The sequence below is a fragment of the Acinetobacter sp. FDAARGOS_559 genome, assembly GCF_003940475.1.
Lineage (GTDB): Bacteria > Pseudomonadota > Gammaproteobacteria > Pseudomonadales > Moraxellaceae > Acinetobacter > Acinetobacter baumannii.
Genome location: NZ_RKJG01000002.1, coordinates 27,333 through 44,002 on the forward strand (window position 1 = coordinate 27,333; position 16,670 = coordinate 44,002).

At 34.5% G+C, this 16,670-nt stretch carries 19 protein-coding genes and 1 pseudogene; 6 read left to right on the top strand and 14 right to left on the bottom strand.

Features of this window, described 5'->3' with window-relative positions; all coding sequences use genetic code 11:
* Positions 1–100: 100 nt before the first annotated feature.
* The 4 genes from EGS71_RS00205 to EGS71_RS00220 form a co-directional block, all read right to left on the bottom strand.
* Complete coding sequence (locus tag EGS71_RS00205) at positions 101–526, bottom strand: hypothetical protein (protein WP_000261891.1); 426 nt, start codon at positions 524–526, stop codon at positions 101–103.
* A 90-nt stretch (positions 527–616) separates the two neighbouring features.
* The gene (gene mobF / locus EGS71_RS00210; RefSeq protein WP_000953856.1) at positions 617–3,892 is read right to left on the bottom strand and encodes a MobF family relaxase; all 3,276 of its coding nucleotides are present in this window, start codon (positions 3,890–3,892) and stop codon (positions 617–619) included.
* 11 nt (positions 3,893–3,903) lie between these two features.
* Positions 3,904–6,063 (bottom strand): type IV secretion system DNA-binding domain-containing protein, encoded by a 2,160-nt coding sequence (locus EGS71_RS00215; protein WP_000644960.1) that lies wholly within the window; start codon positions 6,061–6,063, stop codon positions 3,904–3,906.
* A gap of 4 nt (positions 6,064–6,067) precedes the next feature.
* A complete protein-coding gene (locus tag EGS71_RS00220) occupies positions 6,068–6,538 on the bottom strand; it encodes a hypothetical protein (protein WP_000192272.1) in 471 nt (156 codons plus the stop codon).
* Between the two features lie 577 nt (positions 6,539–7,115).
* Here EGS71_RS00220 and EGS71_RS00225 point away from each other — a divergent pair.
* Positions 7,116–7,445, top strand: a complete 330-nt coding sequence (locus EGS71_RS00225; protein ID WP_001066685.1) for a hypothetical protein — start codon at positions 7,116–7,118, stop codon at positions 7,443–7,445.
* Between the two features lie 29 nt (positions 7,446–7,474).
* Here the strand turns inward: EGS71_RS00225 and EGS71_RS00230 are convergent, their stop codons facing one another.
* From EGS71_RS00230 to EGS71_RS00280, 10 genes are all read right to left on the bottom strand, one after another.
* A complete protein-coding gene (locus tag EGS71_RS00230; RefSeq protein ID WP_000560244.1) occupies positions 7,475–7,669 on the bottom strand; it encodes a hypothetical protein in 195 nt (64 codons plus the stop codon).
* Positions 7,670–7,684: 15 nt separating this feature from the next.
* On the bottom strand, positions 7,685–8,017 hold the full coding sequence (locus tag EGS71_RS00235; RefSeq protein ID WP_000597531.1) for a hypothetical protein: 333 nt from the start codon (positions 8,015–8,017) through the stop codon (positions 7,685–7,687).
* Between the two features lie 144 nt (positions 8,018–8,161).
* Positions 8,162–8,446, bottom strand: coding sequence for a hypothetical protein (locus EGS71_RS00240; protein WP_000270931.1), 285 nt, complete (start codon positions 8,444–8,446; stop codon positions 8,162–8,164).
* A gap of 144 nt (positions 8,447–8,590) precedes the next feature.
* Positions 8,591–9,088, bottom strand: a complete 498-nt coding sequence (locus tag EGS71_RS00245) for a molecular chaperone DnaJ (RefSeq protein ID WP_000758689.1) — start codon at positions 9,086–9,088, stop codon at positions 8,591–8,593.
* Positions 9,089–9,123: 35 nt separating this feature from the next.
* Positions 9,124–9,438, bottom strand: coding sequence for a hypothetical protein (locus EGS71_RS00250; RefSeq protein ID WP_000708714.1), 315 nt, complete (start codon positions 9,436–9,438; stop codon positions 9,124–9,126).
* A gap of 1,054 nt (positions 9,439–10,492) precedes the next feature.
* On the bottom strand, positions 10,493–11,251 hold the full coding sequence (locus EGS71_RS00260) for a hypothetical protein (protein WP_001053127.1): 759 nt from the start codon (positions 11,249–11,251) through the stop codon (positions 10,493–10,495).
* 66 nt (positions 11,252–11,317) lie between these two features.
* Positions 11,318–11,701, bottom strand: coding sequence for a hypothetical protein (locus EGS71_RS00265; protein ID WP_000654348.1), 384 nt, complete (start codon positions 11,699–11,701; stop codon positions 11,318–11,320).
* 138 nt (positions 11,702–11,839) lie between these two features.
* On the bottom strand, positions 11,840–12,538 hold the full coding sequence (locus tag EGS71_RS00270) for a hypothetical protein (RefSeq protein ID WP_000873188.1): 699 nt from the start codon (positions 12,536–12,538) through the stop codon (positions 11,840–11,842).
* Between the two features lie 66 nt (positions 12,539–12,604).
* Positions 12,605–12,787 carry a hypothetical protein gene (locus EGS71_RS00275; RefSeq protein WP_000373385.1) on the bottom strand — a complete coding sequence of 61 codons (183 nt, stop codon included), beginning with the start codon at positions 12,785–12,787 and terminating at the stop codon, positions 12,605–12,607.
* Between the two features lie 48 nt (positions 12,788–12,835).
* Positions 12,836–13,402: a hypothetical protein gene (locus tag EGS71_RS00280; protein WP_000710385.1), complete on the bottom strand. Its 567-nt coding sequence runs from the start codon at positions 13,400–13,402 to the stop codon at positions 12,836–12,838.
* Between the two features lie 200 nt (positions 13,403–13,602).
* Between EGS71_RS00280 and EGS71_RS00285 the strand changes: the two genes are divergently transcribed.
* The 5 genes and pseudogenes from EGS71_RS00285 to EGS71_RS00305 form a co-directional block, all read left to right on the top strand.
* Positions 13,603–13,962: a type II toxin-antitoxin system RelE/ParE family toxin gene (locus EGS71_RS00285; RefSeq protein WP_000312250.1), complete on the top strand. Its 360-nt coding sequence runs from the start codon at positions 13,603–13,605 to the stop codon at positions 13,960–13,962.
* Positions 13,962–14,261, top strand: a complete 300-nt coding sequence (locus EGS71_RS00290; protein WP_001096429.1) for a helix-turn-helix domain-containing protein — start codon at positions 13,962–13,964, stop codon at positions 14,259–14,261. The genes EGS71_RS00285 and EGS71_RS00290 overlap by 1 nt, the downstream gene beginning before the upstream one ends.
* A gap of 451 nt (positions 14,262–14,712) precedes the next feature.
* Positions 14,713–15,096, top strand: a complete 384-nt coding sequence (locus EGS71_RS00295) for a transposase (RefSeq protein ID WP_001055589.1) — start codon at positions 14,713–14,715, stop codon at positions 15,094–15,096.
* Positions 15,093–15,428, top strand: coding sequence for an IS66 family insertion sequence element accessory protein TnpB (gene tnpB, locus EGS71_RS00300; protein ID WP_000619347.1), 336 nt, complete (start codon positions 15,093–15,095; stop codon positions 15,426–15,428). Before EGS71_RS00295 ends, tnpB begins: the two co-directional genes overlap by 4 nt.
* A 74-nt stretch (positions 15,429–15,502) precedes the next feature.
* Positions 15,503–16,627, top strand: a pseudogene (locus tag EGS71_RS00305) (IS66-like element ISAba25 family transposase); the annotation flags it as partial.
* Between the last annotated feature and the right edge of the window lie 43 nt (positions 16,628–16,670).

Here is a 16,670-nt window from a genome sequence, read left to right on the forward strand (position 1 = left end):
ATATTGATAAAGTAGACCAAGAAGTCTCGCATTTATGGAAAATTTAATTTTTCTTTATGTAAGCTTTACGAAATAAATAAAAAGCCCTTATGGGCTTTTTTTAAAGTTCAATATTCTCTATTTCATCAATGCTTTGTTTAAGCTCTGGCAATGTTTCAAAATCACCATTCTTTAAGAAGTAATAGACCGCAGCATTAGTAAAACTCGATAGTGTTTCACCCTTTTTCTGTACTGCTGTTTCCCGGATTCTTTTAGCTGTTTCTACTTCAATTCTTATTACAGTTCTTGAGCCTTTAATCATCTTATAAGCTGGTTGTAATTTTCTAACTTCAGCAGTAATTTTCTCATTATTTACTGTATCCTCTAAGATCTTTCCAAGCACGTAATTAAAGGGTAATTTTTTCAACTTTTGATAGTTACCTAATATCATTTTCAAAGTTGGGCTTAGTAGGACCTGAAATGGTTCTCTTTCATCATACACACGTTTTGAAACATTGTGCATTACTGCATTACTCGTTACCACCATTATCCCCTTTACCTTTACCGATAACTACATTAGGCTTAATTTAATATAGCATTTATAAACCATATACCACAATTTCATAATACTCTGTTCCTATCTTTCTAGCTCATTAGTTACACCAATTTTTTCATTTTCGATGATATGTTCTGGTACTTTTTGACCAACTTCTTTAACTGTATCCAAATAACTTGTTTTATCTTGTTTAAACGTAATTGCTTCTCGTGTCATTTGTTTATTATCAGTGTAAATCTGCAAATTATGCTCTTCCCTCGTTACAGCAACATAAAATGATCTTGTTCCAAATGTATTACCTAAAACTTTGGTGGCAGCCTTATCACTTTTCAGATCATTTGCTAATTTTTGGCTATTTAGTAATAAAAATACATTACCCTGTGTTAAGCCCTGAGAGGAATAAACAGTACTACTATAGCCGTAATCAAAATGTTTAAACCCACTTCTTGATAGGCTTTTCTCTTTCCCATCCTGGCCTTCTACTATTACTTTATCTTCATGAATATCCTTGATTTTATATCTTTCACCATTCTTGATCTGTTCATCATCTTTTGTCCTGGTAATTCTTATTACATCTCCCTTAGCTATCTTTCTTTGTTCTGATTTATATACTTCTACACTTCCTTTTTTAGGGTTCCATTTAATTTTATTTTTATCCTTATCAATTAATACCAATTTACCTTCTTTGTCTTTCATCATTACTTTTAGATAGTCACCTTTTTCAATTTTGATTCCTGTGTCTTTATCTGTAAATGATTTCCCAAAACGTATCGTCATATTAGGCTCATAATTATTAATATGTTTACGCTCCGCTTCAGTGAAATTGGTATTTACTAAGATCTCAAAATTATGATCATTATGATCTAATTCATTTAGTTTTTTCATTTCGCTTCTTACAAGTGAGTTCAGCATTACTCTATCTGAGTTAAAGGGAGTAATGATAAGGCTATTATCTCTTGATTCCTTATTAAGCCTCATATAATCACCAACTAATTTTTGATGTACTTCATGAATTTCCTGAAATAAGTCATGCTGCTCATGTAGAGCTGGTTGTGTACCCTTTGCAGCTACAACTACTTCATGAATCCTTTGCTGTTTATCAAGTAAATCAAAAGCTTTATCGTTGTTACTTAAATCAATTTTACCTTCTTTGTTTTTTGCAACGACAACAGAAACCACGTCTTTAAGTTCCTGGTTTTTTTGACGGATAATGTCATGCATTTGTGAAGTTTTTAGCACACCTCTATTTTGTACAAGTTCAAATGGTTTTCCTGCACTAATTGACTGAAGCTGCAATTTATCCCCTAAAAAAACAACACGACTATTAGCTTGCTTAGCCAAAGTCAAAATGTCTTTGAAGTTTGTCTGGCTTACAAATGAAGATTCATCAACTATCCAGATTTCATTTTTACGGTTTACTCCCCCATTCTTTTCAATTTCTTTCTGAAGCTCATTTTCTTTAATCTGAAACATGGCCATTGTTTTTGAGGGTATACCAGTTTCCAATTCTAAGTTTTTAGCAGCTACGCCAGTGGCGGCCATACCTTTAACAATAAAACCGTTTTCTGAGGCTACTTTATTCAAAGTATGCAGCATTGTAGTTTTACCCGTACCAGCTAAACCGTCTACGCCTATATATCTACTTTCAGAACTAAATATTGTTTCAAGACTTGCTCTTTGTCCGGGTGTAAACTTCCTCCCTCTCAACTGTTCCTCTTGATCGAGTCTTGTTTTAACTTGAGATTCATCCACTATTGGACTCACGCTTTTTTGTTCATTTTGTATATGTTGTAACGACCAAACTTCGCTATGTGCCAAACGCTGAGTTGTTAACTTCCCATCTACCCGGACAATGATTTTTTCTTTTTCTAGTCTATTTAACTCAGCTCGTACTTGTTCATGAGTTACTTCTTGTATGTCAAATTTCATAGCCGTATTTAGTATCTTTGTTTCAGGTATCATCATTTCTCTTTCGGTGTGATGCCCTATAGCGTAGTAAACGGCTTCTTTTGTTTTTTGGCTTATGAGTACTTGTTGAGATTCACGATTCTTTCTTTGATAAGGTCGTTCTCTAGGTACAGTCTGGTCTTTTGAATTGTTACTCGCTTTAGGTTCAGTTTGTTTCTTACCCAATCTACCTTCATCTTGAATATGCGCTTCTTGGCCCATATTTTGCGTTTCTGGCTCTTTTTGGGATTTTCCTGACACTTGACTAGCTTTTTCATTTGATATGGCGCTATCGCTCGGATTTTGCGTTTCAGAGTTGTCAATTCGTTTATCTGGTGCTTCTTTATCAGCGTTATTAGATTTATCGCTAGAAACTTCCGTTTTCCCTTCAAATGATATATTCGGATCATTTTTTGAGGATCCGGTTTTCCATATGTCTTTTTGGTTTTTTTCTGAAGGTTGCGGATCCGCATTCATCTGATTCGTTTTAATTTTATCTTCTAGCTTATCTACAAAACTTTGTGTAATGCCAAGTTCACTTGCACGTTCCTTCCAAACTTGACGTAATTCAGCCTCATTAAATGCCTGTTTCCTTTCCCGTGTTTTTAAAGCTGCTTGTTCTCTCAAACTAGCAGGTGCATCTTCAATATCAATTCCTCTACTTTTTAAACTTTCAATAATCTGAGTTCTTCGCTGAGAAAACTCTTGTATCATTTCTGGAGTAAAGCCGGCAATTTCAAAATTGCCCTGATTATCTTTTACCTCTACATCAAGACCTATAGCTCTTAAATTTTGAGCGAGATTAGAATTATATATCGAACCTATGGTTGCCTGATTATCATAAATTACTTCGTTACTTAATGCCGTCCATGAATCTTTATCATTTAAAGTCATGTTCATAACAACTGCATGTGTATGAGTTTGCGGATCCAATGCTCTACTAGTATTGTGATTAAAAAGAGCAACAACTAAATTATCACTCTCTGATTTTTGAATTGTGCCATCAACACTGATTCTAGTTTGCGTGTAATGATCTTCAATAGCGGAAATAGTATCTTTAACAGCATCAAGATGTGCTTGTAGCACATCTTGATTTTCAAAAACCTCTGCCATTATCGAAACAGATTTTGGAGCACTAAACGTTAAATCTATACCAGCTCTATGATCAATATAACTTTGACCATTTTCATCTTTCCTAACTCGCCCCAACTGTTGATCTTCTACTCTACCTTCTAGCAAGTCTTTAAAAATATTTGCCTCAATTTGTTCACCATTAATACCTAATACTTGAGCACCACGACCATACCATTCAGTTTGATCCAATGATTGTTGCTCATTAGTATAATAATTATCTAATTGGTAGTAAGACAAAGCCTTTCCTGATTCAACTACATTGTTAACACTTAGCATTATCTACCTACCTAATCATTGTTATTGAACAAGTCTTTAAAACTAGATTCATTAGAATCATTACTTGAATTAGTGTCAGGAGTAACGTCATTATTTTTCTGAACACTTGATTCATCGGTTGCGGCAAGATAGCTGGCAAAAGTATGTAGTCTGTCATTATTAACAACTTTAGGCTTTTCATCTTCGTCCGGGATTATTTCGTCTGGTTGAATACCGTTTTTTTCATTAAGTGATAAATCACTATCTTCTGTTTGAGAATGAAATAAATCTAAAGGTGAATTTTCATAAATATTTTCAGAGGTTGTATTAGATTTCCCAAAGAAACTACTATTTCCAACAAGTGGCACAGTAGAATTCCCAAAGAAATTGCCTTCTTCATTTTGTTGTTCTACTAATGGCTCTTTTCCATCAGAATTCGATTGGGATTCTAAAGCTTCAGCAACCGCAAACGCAGAAATGAAACCCATATTTTCTCGTTCTATAAATGCTGGAACATTTTTTAAGTGAGGATGATATTTCTGAGTAATCTTCGTAACTGGATAATCACCAGGAACTCTTAAGTATCCTGTTAGATCTGGCAACTTCATAATTTCAGATGGTAAAACAATAAAGCGTTCTCTCCTTTGAGTAATAAAACTATCACCGTCTCTTGAATCATTAACCCCCATACTTCTAGACATATTTTTTTCAGCAACTTCCATCTGTCCAAGAATTTCAGACATTCTTTTCGCAGTTTCATTTTCATTAACTCGATAGAACACTTTCGTTTGTAAAGCTGAAATTATTGAACGAGCAATTTTTTCTCCGTACTTTTCTTCAAGTTGAGGAATATCTTGTAGTCCTAAAAAATGACATAAACCGAATTTACGAGTATTTGTAAGAGATAAAGGTAAATCATCCATTTTTGGTAGAGTTGGGAACTCATCACAATACATCCATAATAGTTCACGATGTATTGGTTCTAAGTTCATTACGGCTTTAATGAATATTGAAAACCACAACGTAATAAGTGGTTCAATAGTAGTTTTCTGTTCTTCTCTAAGCGAAAGGAAAATCCATGAGTCTTCTTCAGGCCGACTTACCCAATCACGTATAGAAAACTGTGTACCGGAATCTGGTAAATAGCGAAATGCTCTTAATTTATTTTGTACTGTTGTAAGAACAGCCAGTGCCGTCTTTTCAGCTTTTTTATCAACATGCTTTGAAGCAGCCGTTCCCTCAAGCACAGACGATATTTCTTCAATAGTAAAATGTGCAATCGTGTCATGGAGAGTCTTATTTGAGTGTATACCATTAGCATGTAATTCACGCATGACTTCAGCTAATACTGTTCTACCAGCTTCGCCAAAATAAGGATCTTTACCCTCAACTGGAACAAAAGCATTAGCAATACTATCGAAATGCTCATCATGACGAATTTCAAAAAATGGTGACCAATACGGCATACGTTCATCAAATGGATTTAGAATAATATCTATACCTGGTCGATAAAATTCTGAAGTGAATTCTCCTGAAGGATCATAAACGATAGCTTTTCTTTTATTGTTTCTAACCTGAGATAAATGATCTCTAAAAATTTGAGACTTACCAGAACCAGGAGCACCAAAAATACCAACATTCGTACCTTCTGTATTTTTTACCATAGGTATGTTAGAAATTTTATATGGACTGAATCCTTTCGTACTTTGGATTTTATAAATTAATGCGTCATTAGAAACTAGTTCTGAACCACGAATTTGTTCATCAGACATTACTTCCTTACCATAAGTAAACCAGTAATAAATAAGACCACCGACTAGAAATGAGCTTAAAAGAATACCTAAAATAAATGCTCGAAAAACATAAAACTTTAATTGGTTAAAATAGGGATTAATAATGTGCTGAGCTTGATCAAGAGTGTAATCACGTACAACACCATTTAGCTTCAGTGCTACTCTCGCATCTGGATTATTAAATACTGACTTTAACCAAATATCGTATTGCACACTTAAAGCAAGAAAATGAACATCCTTTAATTTAATGTATAGAAATGCACATACAATGCCAATCGTAATCATCAGGCCAAAAACTATGACATTCATCATGCTTGAAATAAACATTCGAAATTGATGAATCCATATTTCAGAACCTCTCGTAAATTCGATTGCTTTTGAGTTATTCTTTGCTTTCATTCAATTAAGCCTCTGATTGATTACGACGTTTAGCAACTGACTCTCTAGCTTCTTTTGATGCTTGTAAAAAGAGAGCTTCACCAGTGGTTTCGCGTTTATTAAAGTCTTTAACTAATGGCAGATTTTTATACTTAGCAGCTTCCAAGAAAGTTAAAGTAGCAATGAACTCTTCAGTTTGTTTATTCAAACCGTTTTCATAAATCAACTTAGCTAAACTAGAATTTGAGATATCAAATTTTTCATCAATAAAATGAGATTGGTTCGTAAAACTCTGATTGATAAGCTCGACCATATAATTGACTTTGTTGTCAAAGTCATCAATTAAGATTTGGACTTTAGATAATGTAAGGTTTTCAATTAAGATTTTTTCAAGTAACTGACTTGTAGAGATTCCTAATCTATTAGCCATATCATCATAGTATTTCTTAATTTCAGGGCTAACCTTACCTCCAATTGAAACTTTCTTTTGGGTCATGAGTTTGACACTCCTCAAGAGCTGTGGATAAACAAAAGATGAAAAAATTGTAGCACTTTGATGCAATTTTTTTAATTTTCATTTTAGTTCTTTTGGAAATATTTATTTTTTTATGTTCAAAATAGTTGTGTAACCATAGTTTTTACCTATATTTCAATAACATAAATCAAAATCTTTCTGATTTTATAAAATAAAATCGGTTACTCCATATATATTATTTAAAAACAAGTTCTTACATTGTTTTTATGAGTTTATTGGTTAACTTTAAATAAAATGAAAGTTAACACCTATTTCTTTTTATATATTAATAACATATAACAGTTTATAGATCATAAAAGTTAACCATATTTACCTAGTGTTTTATCCACTCAAAACCTTGCACCATAAAGGCTTGAGCTAAAAGCACCGTTAGGTGCGTGGTGTGTGAGAAAAAAATGAGCGGGGTGTCCCGCATCATTTAATCAATCTTAAGTTTTTTAAAAAAATTCTGTTGCTAGATTGGTGAAAATATTTAGTATGTATTTGTCGCCAAACAAAGAAGTTTTGTTTGCTAGTTAAAATTTGAGATGGTGTAAATATGAATAATGTTGCTCAAACAAATGACGAATCTGTTAAGGCTGAAAATGATGCAGCCAATACAAATTCAAATGAAACAAAAGCAAAAGATGAATCAGGTAATATTGAAGATTATTTATCGCCGAAAGGCAAAAAATTAGCTCAACGAAAAGAGCAAATGAAAAGAGAATTAGAATTACTTGATGAACAAATTGCTCAAGAAGTTGAACAAGCAAAATTAAAAGTAAAAGATGATTTGTTTAAACTTTTAGATAGAAATAAGCTTCTTGAAATATCTCCAAAAGTTTGGAAAAAACATATGGACGATATTAAAAAGATTTTATTAGGATAAAAAAAAGCTGGCTTAAAGCCAGCTTTTTTTTAACGTTGTGTCCAGCAATTATTCCTTAATGCATATTCTGCTTCCTCACTGGTCTTGAAGTATTCCGATACACGGCTAACAGGACCATAATTATCAGAATCATAATCAAAAGTTCCAATGTAAAAACCTGCTGCACTTTTTAAAACTTCAAGTTTTAGTTCTTCAGTTGAATCATTAATTCGATGAGCAATCATTGAATCCACTCCTAATCAAATTAAAGCATTTATTAAAGTTTCTGGTGCAGCTTTTTCAAATTCACGCTTTACCAAAAAGCTAAGTGGAATTGAAAAACCTAAAGATTTTCTTTGATGGATTTTATAACGTTTGACTGTTTTGCCTTCCTCATCACGGCATACTTCTATGTGATAAATAGTATAAATAATATTCTCTTTAGTAAGTGCTAGAGTTAAAATTTTAGAACCAGTAATAACGCTTTTTTTGTCTTTACCATCAATAAAGACTTTCTCTTTTTCCAATAAAGTTTCATTGCGAAATTCATTGATAAGATTTTTAATGTCGATCATATTATTTGATTTAATCATTTGTAAACTCCATAAGCTTTTCAGCTCAAAAAATAGAAATCAGCCTATCCGATTTCTTGATTAAATTATAACATTTTCCTTAATTTTTTCAATCACTTTGTTGCAAAAAAAAGCCGTTATTCACGGCTTTTTTTTGTTTCAAAATTAAATCCAAATTGCCTGTTTACAATCCCATTTTACGATTTTATAACTATCACTAATTTCATTCTTCTTATAGTCAAAAGCATTTTGATAAGCCATGTGAATAGCATTGCATACTTCTGGATCACTTAGTTCATCTATTTCAAATTCATCTTGCTTAACTCCTTCAGCTTGACGACCAAAATTGTGAGCTATCCAAAACAATTTATCAGCCAATTTATATTCTAATTTAATTTTACAAATCGAAGCATCAATGACATTCATATTTGAATCAACAATTGCATACATCTTAAAACTCCATAAGCTTTTCAGCTCAAAAAATAGAAATCAGCCTATCCGATTTCACAAATAAATTATATCATTTATGTTGTTGAAATTATACATTTTAAGTAAAAAAAGCCGATTTTGTCGGCTTTTTTTTGTAGAAAATAATTAAGCAATTTTTTTAATTTTACTTCTAGTTTTTACCTTTTCATTTCCGTATTTTGCTCTAAGCTCGTCCATATCTTTGTTTCCTCGTCCTCTGCATTCTGTACCTACATATATCCAAAGTTTTCTAGCATGTGCCCATTTTAAACCAGCCTCTTTTAATGCTTCCTTATGCGTTTTTGTATTGCCTGAAACATATAACCATAGTCCTATTCTCTCAATCTCTAACCCTTCCAAGATTTCTATCTTTTCTAAAACTTCTCTCAATCGAATTTCTGCATCAATTTCTTCATCTCGGTTTTTAAAAGTAGATTTCTCTGAATAGTTACTGTCTGCCTTTTTATTAATTAGAACTTTTAAAAGCTGCTCATATTCTGAATTTATGGCTTGCATATCTTCAGTCGAGCCGCCCATGTCTGGATGATGTTTAAAGCAAAGTTTACGGTATTCTTTCTTTAAATCATCAAGGTTGTTTACATCAGAACTAAACCATTTTTTCATTTTGATCTCCATAAGCTTTTCAGCTCAAATTTTTATTATTCACAATTCAAGATAGTGTAATGATTTTCACAGATTAGACGAAAATTATTAGTAGCAATTTGAGCGGCATCCTCTATAGAATTAGATGTAAAATCTAAAATTCCATCTATCCGATAATTTGAAACTGGACCATATTTACAATCAATAAATACAATTGAGTCATCAATTTGAGTAATGAAATAAATAGTGTCATTGGCTACTAAATGTTTTGGATTTTGTGGTGATTCTGAGAAAAATATCCCATGTTCTTTTCCACATGCAGAAATTAAATTTCTGAAGTAATTAAGGGCAATTTTTGTATAAATTTTCATAGTACACCTTAAGCTTTTCAGCTCATATATAGAAATCAGCCTATCCGATTTCACCCCTTAATTATACTACATTTTCATGTCTTTTTATTAAGAAAAAACATATATTTAGTGTAATTTTTCGTGTTATAAAAGACATTTGCAGAGCAACGTGTCCACGTTGCGAACTGATGAAATTTGCGAGCATCCCCCTCCTTGATTACCGTTTCAAACTTCGAGCGAGTCAGTCAAAATCTGTGATTTTGACTAGACGACCGAAGAAGTGAAACTTCTCCCATTGGACCTTATCCGGTAATAACAAAGCAATCCCGCAGGGTTGCGACAAATAGCCCTCTAAATCGCTCTAATTGCCCCTAGATTCAATTTTAAAGATAAACAGCATCCGATCATGCTGCGTTAGGGATGTTGCCCGTAAGGGGCGAAATACAAGCGTAAAAAAAGAGGATTTGAATCGAGTATTAAAATCAGGTTCAGGCTTTGCATGAAACTTGATTTTAAACTCGATGGATCCTCTTTTTCGCTTGGAGTTCGAGCGAAGCCAACTAGCCCGGCCCGTAGGGAACGCCCATAAAAAGATTAAAAAAAAATCAAGTAAGATTATTTTTTACTTTATAAAGCTCAAAAATTTCTTTCGTATGAAGCTGCTCATAATCAAAAAATAGAACTTTATTTTCTCTCGCTTTTCGTACTTCATCAACTTTACGTCTAAACACCATATTTTTATTGCATAGAATGCTTTATGTATTTTAGCTTTAGCAGTTAGGTTCATGTGAAAATGATTTATTTAATCGTTCATTGCTTTTTAAACCTACTGAACCTTAATTTTCACCTACTAGATATCGCCTACAATATTCATTTTGATGCACATTAGAATAGTGACTACAACCAATAAAATTAATAAGATATACAACCACTTGCCTAAAAATATTTTCAACATATTTAATTTATCAATTGAATTTTTCATCTTTAAATCCTCATGGTTGCGGATCCGCATCACTTGAATATTTACCTCTATCTAGAGATTAAATGCGGGCCTCCGTTGGGAAGCCCCTTATGTTTAAAAATTGGCTATTAAAGTTAAGTCTGTGTATGGATAGAACTTTAAGAAACATTCAAAAGCCATCTTACTTTCTTCTGCTCCACCGTTATTGTACGTGTTAGAAAACTTCTCTATCTTGTAGTCTTTTCCACTCTGCTGAAGGATATAGAAGTTAATTTCTGCTTCGTTAAATGTTTGATAAAAAGTATCTTCATCCATATCTAACGGAAATACATACCCTTCAGTTTGAAGATCAAATTCTAGTTTATTACCTATAATAAACTTGTCTGCCTGACGCTTATTTCGACGTAAAATATCGATAATGTAGTCAGCCCAAAACTGTAGAATCTCTTCTTGATGTTCATCAAAATATACCTTTCCATTATGTCTTACTTGGTATATTGCATGGAGATTTGCACTAATGATTACATCGAATGTATTTATCACATATCCCGCTTCTGGATCTTCATAATATTTTTCTTTTAGATCAAAATTAACTGGAAAGAAAAAACCATTTGCAGTCATCCATTTTGTATTCATGCAACATTCTACAAAGGTTTGATATACACAGTATTCGTAAACTTCCTCAAAAACGTCTTGCGCTAAAATTTGCAAAAGTCTGTTTTCATTACTGCCAAAATTGAGTTTTCTAATTTTGTCCAAAAATTCAGATTTATATTCATCTAAATTTGTCAACTCATCCAGCCCGTCATACTGAGCTACATTAAGATTCCTGATAAAAAATTCATTTTCGCTAATTAAGTCTTGTAAGTTCATTTATGCCACCTTAAGCTCTTCAGCTCATGTTAAAAAGTTTCAAAAAGGGTTTTGTTTTTGATTTATTCAAGCCTCTAAATAGCTGACTTCCTTTGCTTCCAATAGTTCTTGATAGACAAATAAAATCAGATCCCATCGTTTCTTGCCATATGAACAATTGCCATACATGTTTTTGTTATTCTCATAATAGTCAAGGTATATCTCTGAGGGATCCTCGCCTTCAATTCTAACTGTATAACCTCGATCATTATTTTTCTCAGGCCATTTATCCATAATTTCTAGAAAAGATAAGTATTCTTTGAATGGAACATTTCGTTCAACCAAAACACAAACACCTTCATTAAGATCGGTAATTGAGTAGCTGCCCTGACTAACTGTAATCCCACACTGGATGAGTTTTTTATGGTTTAAGAGGAACTGGAATAAATCTTTTAGATTATTGTCTTTCATATTAATCACCATAAGCTTTTCAGCTCAAATTTTGAAGTTAGCCTATCCAACTTCCTTTAATTATTATACATCAAAAACATATTTTTGTATTAATATAAATTTAATTTTTAAAAAAAACGGGCATTATTGCCCGTTTGTTTAGAAAGATGCCAGCAGCTCAATATCTGGTAAAAGAGGTTTAATAGCACTTTTAAAATCAAGTGCATCATATACCCCTGAGACACTGTGAAAAGTACCTACTGGAATAATCTCATTCTCATTTTCTTTCGCATACAGCAAACTTATCAAAATTTCTGAATCTAGAAATTGTTCATTAAAAATTTCATCATCTGAAATTCTTTCTACGAAAATGTATCCTTCCTGATGTAACTCAAATTCATACTTATTTCCTAGTTCTAATTTAAAAATTTTATCATCTGAGCAATGTACCGATTCTATTTTTTCAACGTACTTAATTAGAAACTCAACAAACCTTGTTTCGATTATTGCAGTATCAGTTTTGATCAATGTTTTTAATGCTGTGATATTACAAAACAGTACTACTTCTAAAATAGAAATATTTGTTTTGTTATAATCTTCAACCATAGAAGGGACGTAAAAACCATTGCCAATCATCCAGCTAGATGTAGAAACATCAATGTTCATCATCTCCAAAGTATTTGACACAGCAGATTGATAAACATTCAAAAATGCACGTTCTGCACTTGTAAGTTTCGCGCTTTCTAACTCAGAACCTTTTATTCTATCTAGAAAATCAACAAGCTCATCTTTTCCATCAGCAATTGCTAGAAGCTCTTTACGGGTATAAAAATATAAATTTGCTATAAAGTATTTCATTAACTCACCTTAAGCTTATCAGCTCAATATTAATAGAATCAGCCTATCCGATTCATTCATATTTGATTATTTTTCACTAATTACGATATTACTAATATCATAATTGTTTAAAAGTTCATTTAGAAGTTTTACATCTATATCACTACTGCCTAGTAAAACGTTCAAAAAAATTTCTATCCGATCATCTGGTGTTAGTTGTTCAAGTTTTTCATCATTCCTGAAAAAATCCATGAAGTGTTCGCGGTCCATATTTACCTCCGTAGCCGTTGCGGATCCGCAACGGCTAAAATATATGTCTTAAGCGTAACTAGTGAATTTTTGACGCTCATAAACTTTTGTTCCAGTTTCATCTATGACCGTAAATTTTAATAATCTAGCAATTTCACGATTTCCAATCTGAACATATTCAGACTCTATTTTCTTTCTAAATGCTGGCCCTATAAATTCATTCGGTTTTGGAGTAACCCATCCTCTCATGTCTTCTTCAAAACGATATTTTTCAATCTCCCGAAGTGTTACAGTCTTTGCAGTAGATGAAATTACTTGATAAAAACTTACGTTTGTTTGTTCTGATCCCCAGCTAGAAACAAGAATTGAACCTGGAATAAGTTTTTCTTTGAATGCGTTAGTTTTCTCTTTTTCTATAAGCTCTTTATTAAATATTTCTTTTACCAGATTCAGCCCATCAGACCAGCAATTAAAGTATTCCCATTTTAGCTTTTTTGAGTTTTTTTCAAAAATTCGTGCCGATAAATGAGAGGGTGATAAATAAATTGTTTTGCCTGTAAGTTTGGACTTGAAAATTAGTGAGTCTGAACAAACTAGATGGCCTAGATTGTTAGTTATAAGAGTTGCTTTTTTCATAATATTCACCTTAAGCATTTCTGCTCATTTGAAACCAGCCTATCCGATTTCACCTTTTAATTATAACACATTCTCGACCACTTACAAATTTATTAACGCAATATAAACAAACACTTAAACATAAATATAACCTAAAGGTTATGCTTGCAAATATAACCTAAAGGTTATAAAATAAAGTATCAACTTTATGATGATTTGTAATGGCTTGGGATGTAGAAACAACAGAACTTTTTGATTCTTGGTTGGCAGAACAAGATGAAAATGCTCAAGATAAAATCTTAGCGTCTTTGCTTGTTTTGTCAGAACTGGGGCCAAATCTAGGCCGGCCTCATGTTGATACTATTAAAGAATCAAAATATCCGAACATGAAAGAGATACGTGTGCAAGTTAAAGGTCATCCGATCCGTGGTTTCTTTGCATTTGATCCAGAACGTAAAGCCATTGTTTTGTGTGCTGGAGATAAGAAAGGGCTAAATGAAAAAGCCTTTTATAAAGAAATGATCAAGATTGCAGATGAACAATATGAGCAATATTTACGTGATAATTACGGAGATAAATAATGGCTAAATTAAACGATATAATTTCAAAACGCTCACCTGAAAGCCAACAACGCATCAAGAAAATGGCAAATCAAATGCTATTGGATATTAACCTATCGAACCTACGGGAAGAGTTAAAAATATCTCAAGCTGAAATTGCAAAAAATCTAGGTGTAAGCCAAGCTGCTATTTCAAAACGTGAAAAATTAGGTAAAGATCTTAAGATTTCATCATTAAAAGAATATGTTGAAGCTATGGGTGGCAAAGTAAGGTTAGATGTTGAGTTACCTAACGGAAAGCATGTTGCTATATCTATTTAAGATAGACCTAAGAGGTTGTGTTAACACAACCTCTTTTTGTTTTGCACGTTTATCATAGAGCAACGTGTCCACGTTGCGAACTGATGAAATTTGCGAGCATCCCCCTCCTTGATTACCGTTTCAAACTTCGAGCGAGTCAGTCAAAATCTGTGATTTTGACTAGACGACCGAAGAAGTGAAACTTCTCCCATTGGACCTTATCCGGTAATAACAAAGCAATCCCGCAGGGTTGCGACAAATAGCCCTCTAAATCGCTCTAATTGCCCCTAGATTCAATTTTAAAGATAAACAGCATCCGATCATGCTGCGTTAGGGATGTTGCCCGTAAGGGGCGAAATACAAGCGTAAAAAAAAGAGGATTTGAAGTAAGCATCCGGCTAACACAGCCTTACCAAGCGGTCCTATAAGCCTTAATTTAGTTCCCACCTAAAAACAAGTGGGGACTTAATCCATGAACATGGATATATATTCAGCAACACCTCCTGTTGCTAAAAAACGCAGAACATACAGCAAAGAATTCAAACTCAGTATTGTCAATGCCTGTAAAAATCCTAATACCTCGATCGCTTCGGTCGCACTGCAACATAGTATTAATGCCAACCTTGTCAGTCGTTGGATCAGGATCTTCAGCCATCATGAGGGTGCCGTGCAGGATCCTACTCATGTGAATCCAGCATTTATTGCTTTGCCTTACACTGCTGCAATCAGCCAACCTATTGATGAGAGGATCACGTTGTGTATCACCGTGCCTCATACGAATAATGATATTCAGCTAAAATGGCAGACATCAGAAATACCTGCCTTGGCAGAATTACTCAAGGCACTGGCAACATGATCCGTATCAATGAAATTTGGCTCTCTACCCAGCCCATGGATATGCGAGCAGGAATGGATACTGTCATGGCTCAGGTGGTGAGAGCCTTTGGCTACATCAAACCGCATTGCGCCTACCTGTTCTGTAATAAACGTGGTCATCGTATGAAAGTGTTGGTACATGATGGACTGGGCATCTGGCTGTGTGCCCGGCGTTTGGAACAGGGTAAATTTCACTGGGCTCAAGTTCACCAAGGTGAAACCGTGGCCCTCAGCCCGGAACAGTTACAGGCATTAATCCAAGGTTTGCCCTGGCAGAGAATTGGATTGCAGCAAGTGGTGAATATGCTCTAAACCAAGCTCGACCATTCTGCCATCCTCCAAACGTTCTATTTCATTCTCTTCATGACCTCAGGCATACTGCGGTCATGAATACGCTGCCTGACTTAAGCCAACTGACCCATGAACAACTGCTGGAATTCACCAGACAGTTGGCGATGCAGCATCAGTCTCTAGCACAATCAAACCAACAATTGGATGCCAAAGTTCAACATCTTTCTATTCTCAATCAAAAATACGAGCATGAACTGGCGCTGTTTAAAAAGCACAAATTCGCCCAAAAGAATGAACACTTAACGGCAAAACAAATCCACCTATGGGATGAAGCGGTTGAAGAAGATATTGCTGCTGTTGATCTGGAATTAGAACGATTAAATGCAGATAAAACCGATGCAGCGACACAGAAAGCCAAAACCAATAAACCTAAACGTCGACCACTGCCAGATCATCTACACACCATCCGTATTGAGCATGAACCTGCATCAACCCAATGCACTTGTGGATGCCAACTCCGTCGTATCGGCGAAGATGTCAGTGAGAAACTGCATTTCAGACCGGCACAGTTCTATAAGGAACAGCATGTGCGTGGTAAATGGGTCTGTGATCAGTGTGACACTCTGACTCAGCAAGCGATGCCCGCCTATGTGATTGATAAAGGCATTGCTTCACCTGAATTGCTCAGCCATGTGCTGGTATCGAAGTATGCCGATCATTTGCCGCTGTACCGTCAACGTCTGATCTATCAGCGGGCGGGAATCGAACTTTCTAGATCAACTTTATCTGACTGGATAGGTCGCTGCGGTGTAGAACTGGAACCTCTGGCCAATGCCTTAAAAGAGGTGGTGCTGCAACAGCGGGTGCTGCATGCAGATGAAACACCGGTCACCATCATGCGGATGGGTGAGAATGAGAAAAAACCGAAGAAAGGTTATGTCTGGGCCTATGCCACCACACAGTACAATCCAGTTCAGGCGGTGATCTATGACTTTCAGGATAGTCGTTCAGGCCAGCATGCTGCAGAGTTCTTGAAAGGCTGGCAGGGCAATCTAGTCTGTGATGATTACAGTGGTTATAAAGCACGCTTTAAATCAGGCCAGGTCATAGAGGTCGGCTGCATGGCCCATGCACGTCGTAAATTCCATGAACTGCATGTGACCGGGAAAAGTCAGGTCGCTGAACAGGCATTGGTGCTGATTCAGAAACTGTATGCGATAGTGTCAACGGCAATTTAAAACTGACCCCTTTTACCTTAAAACA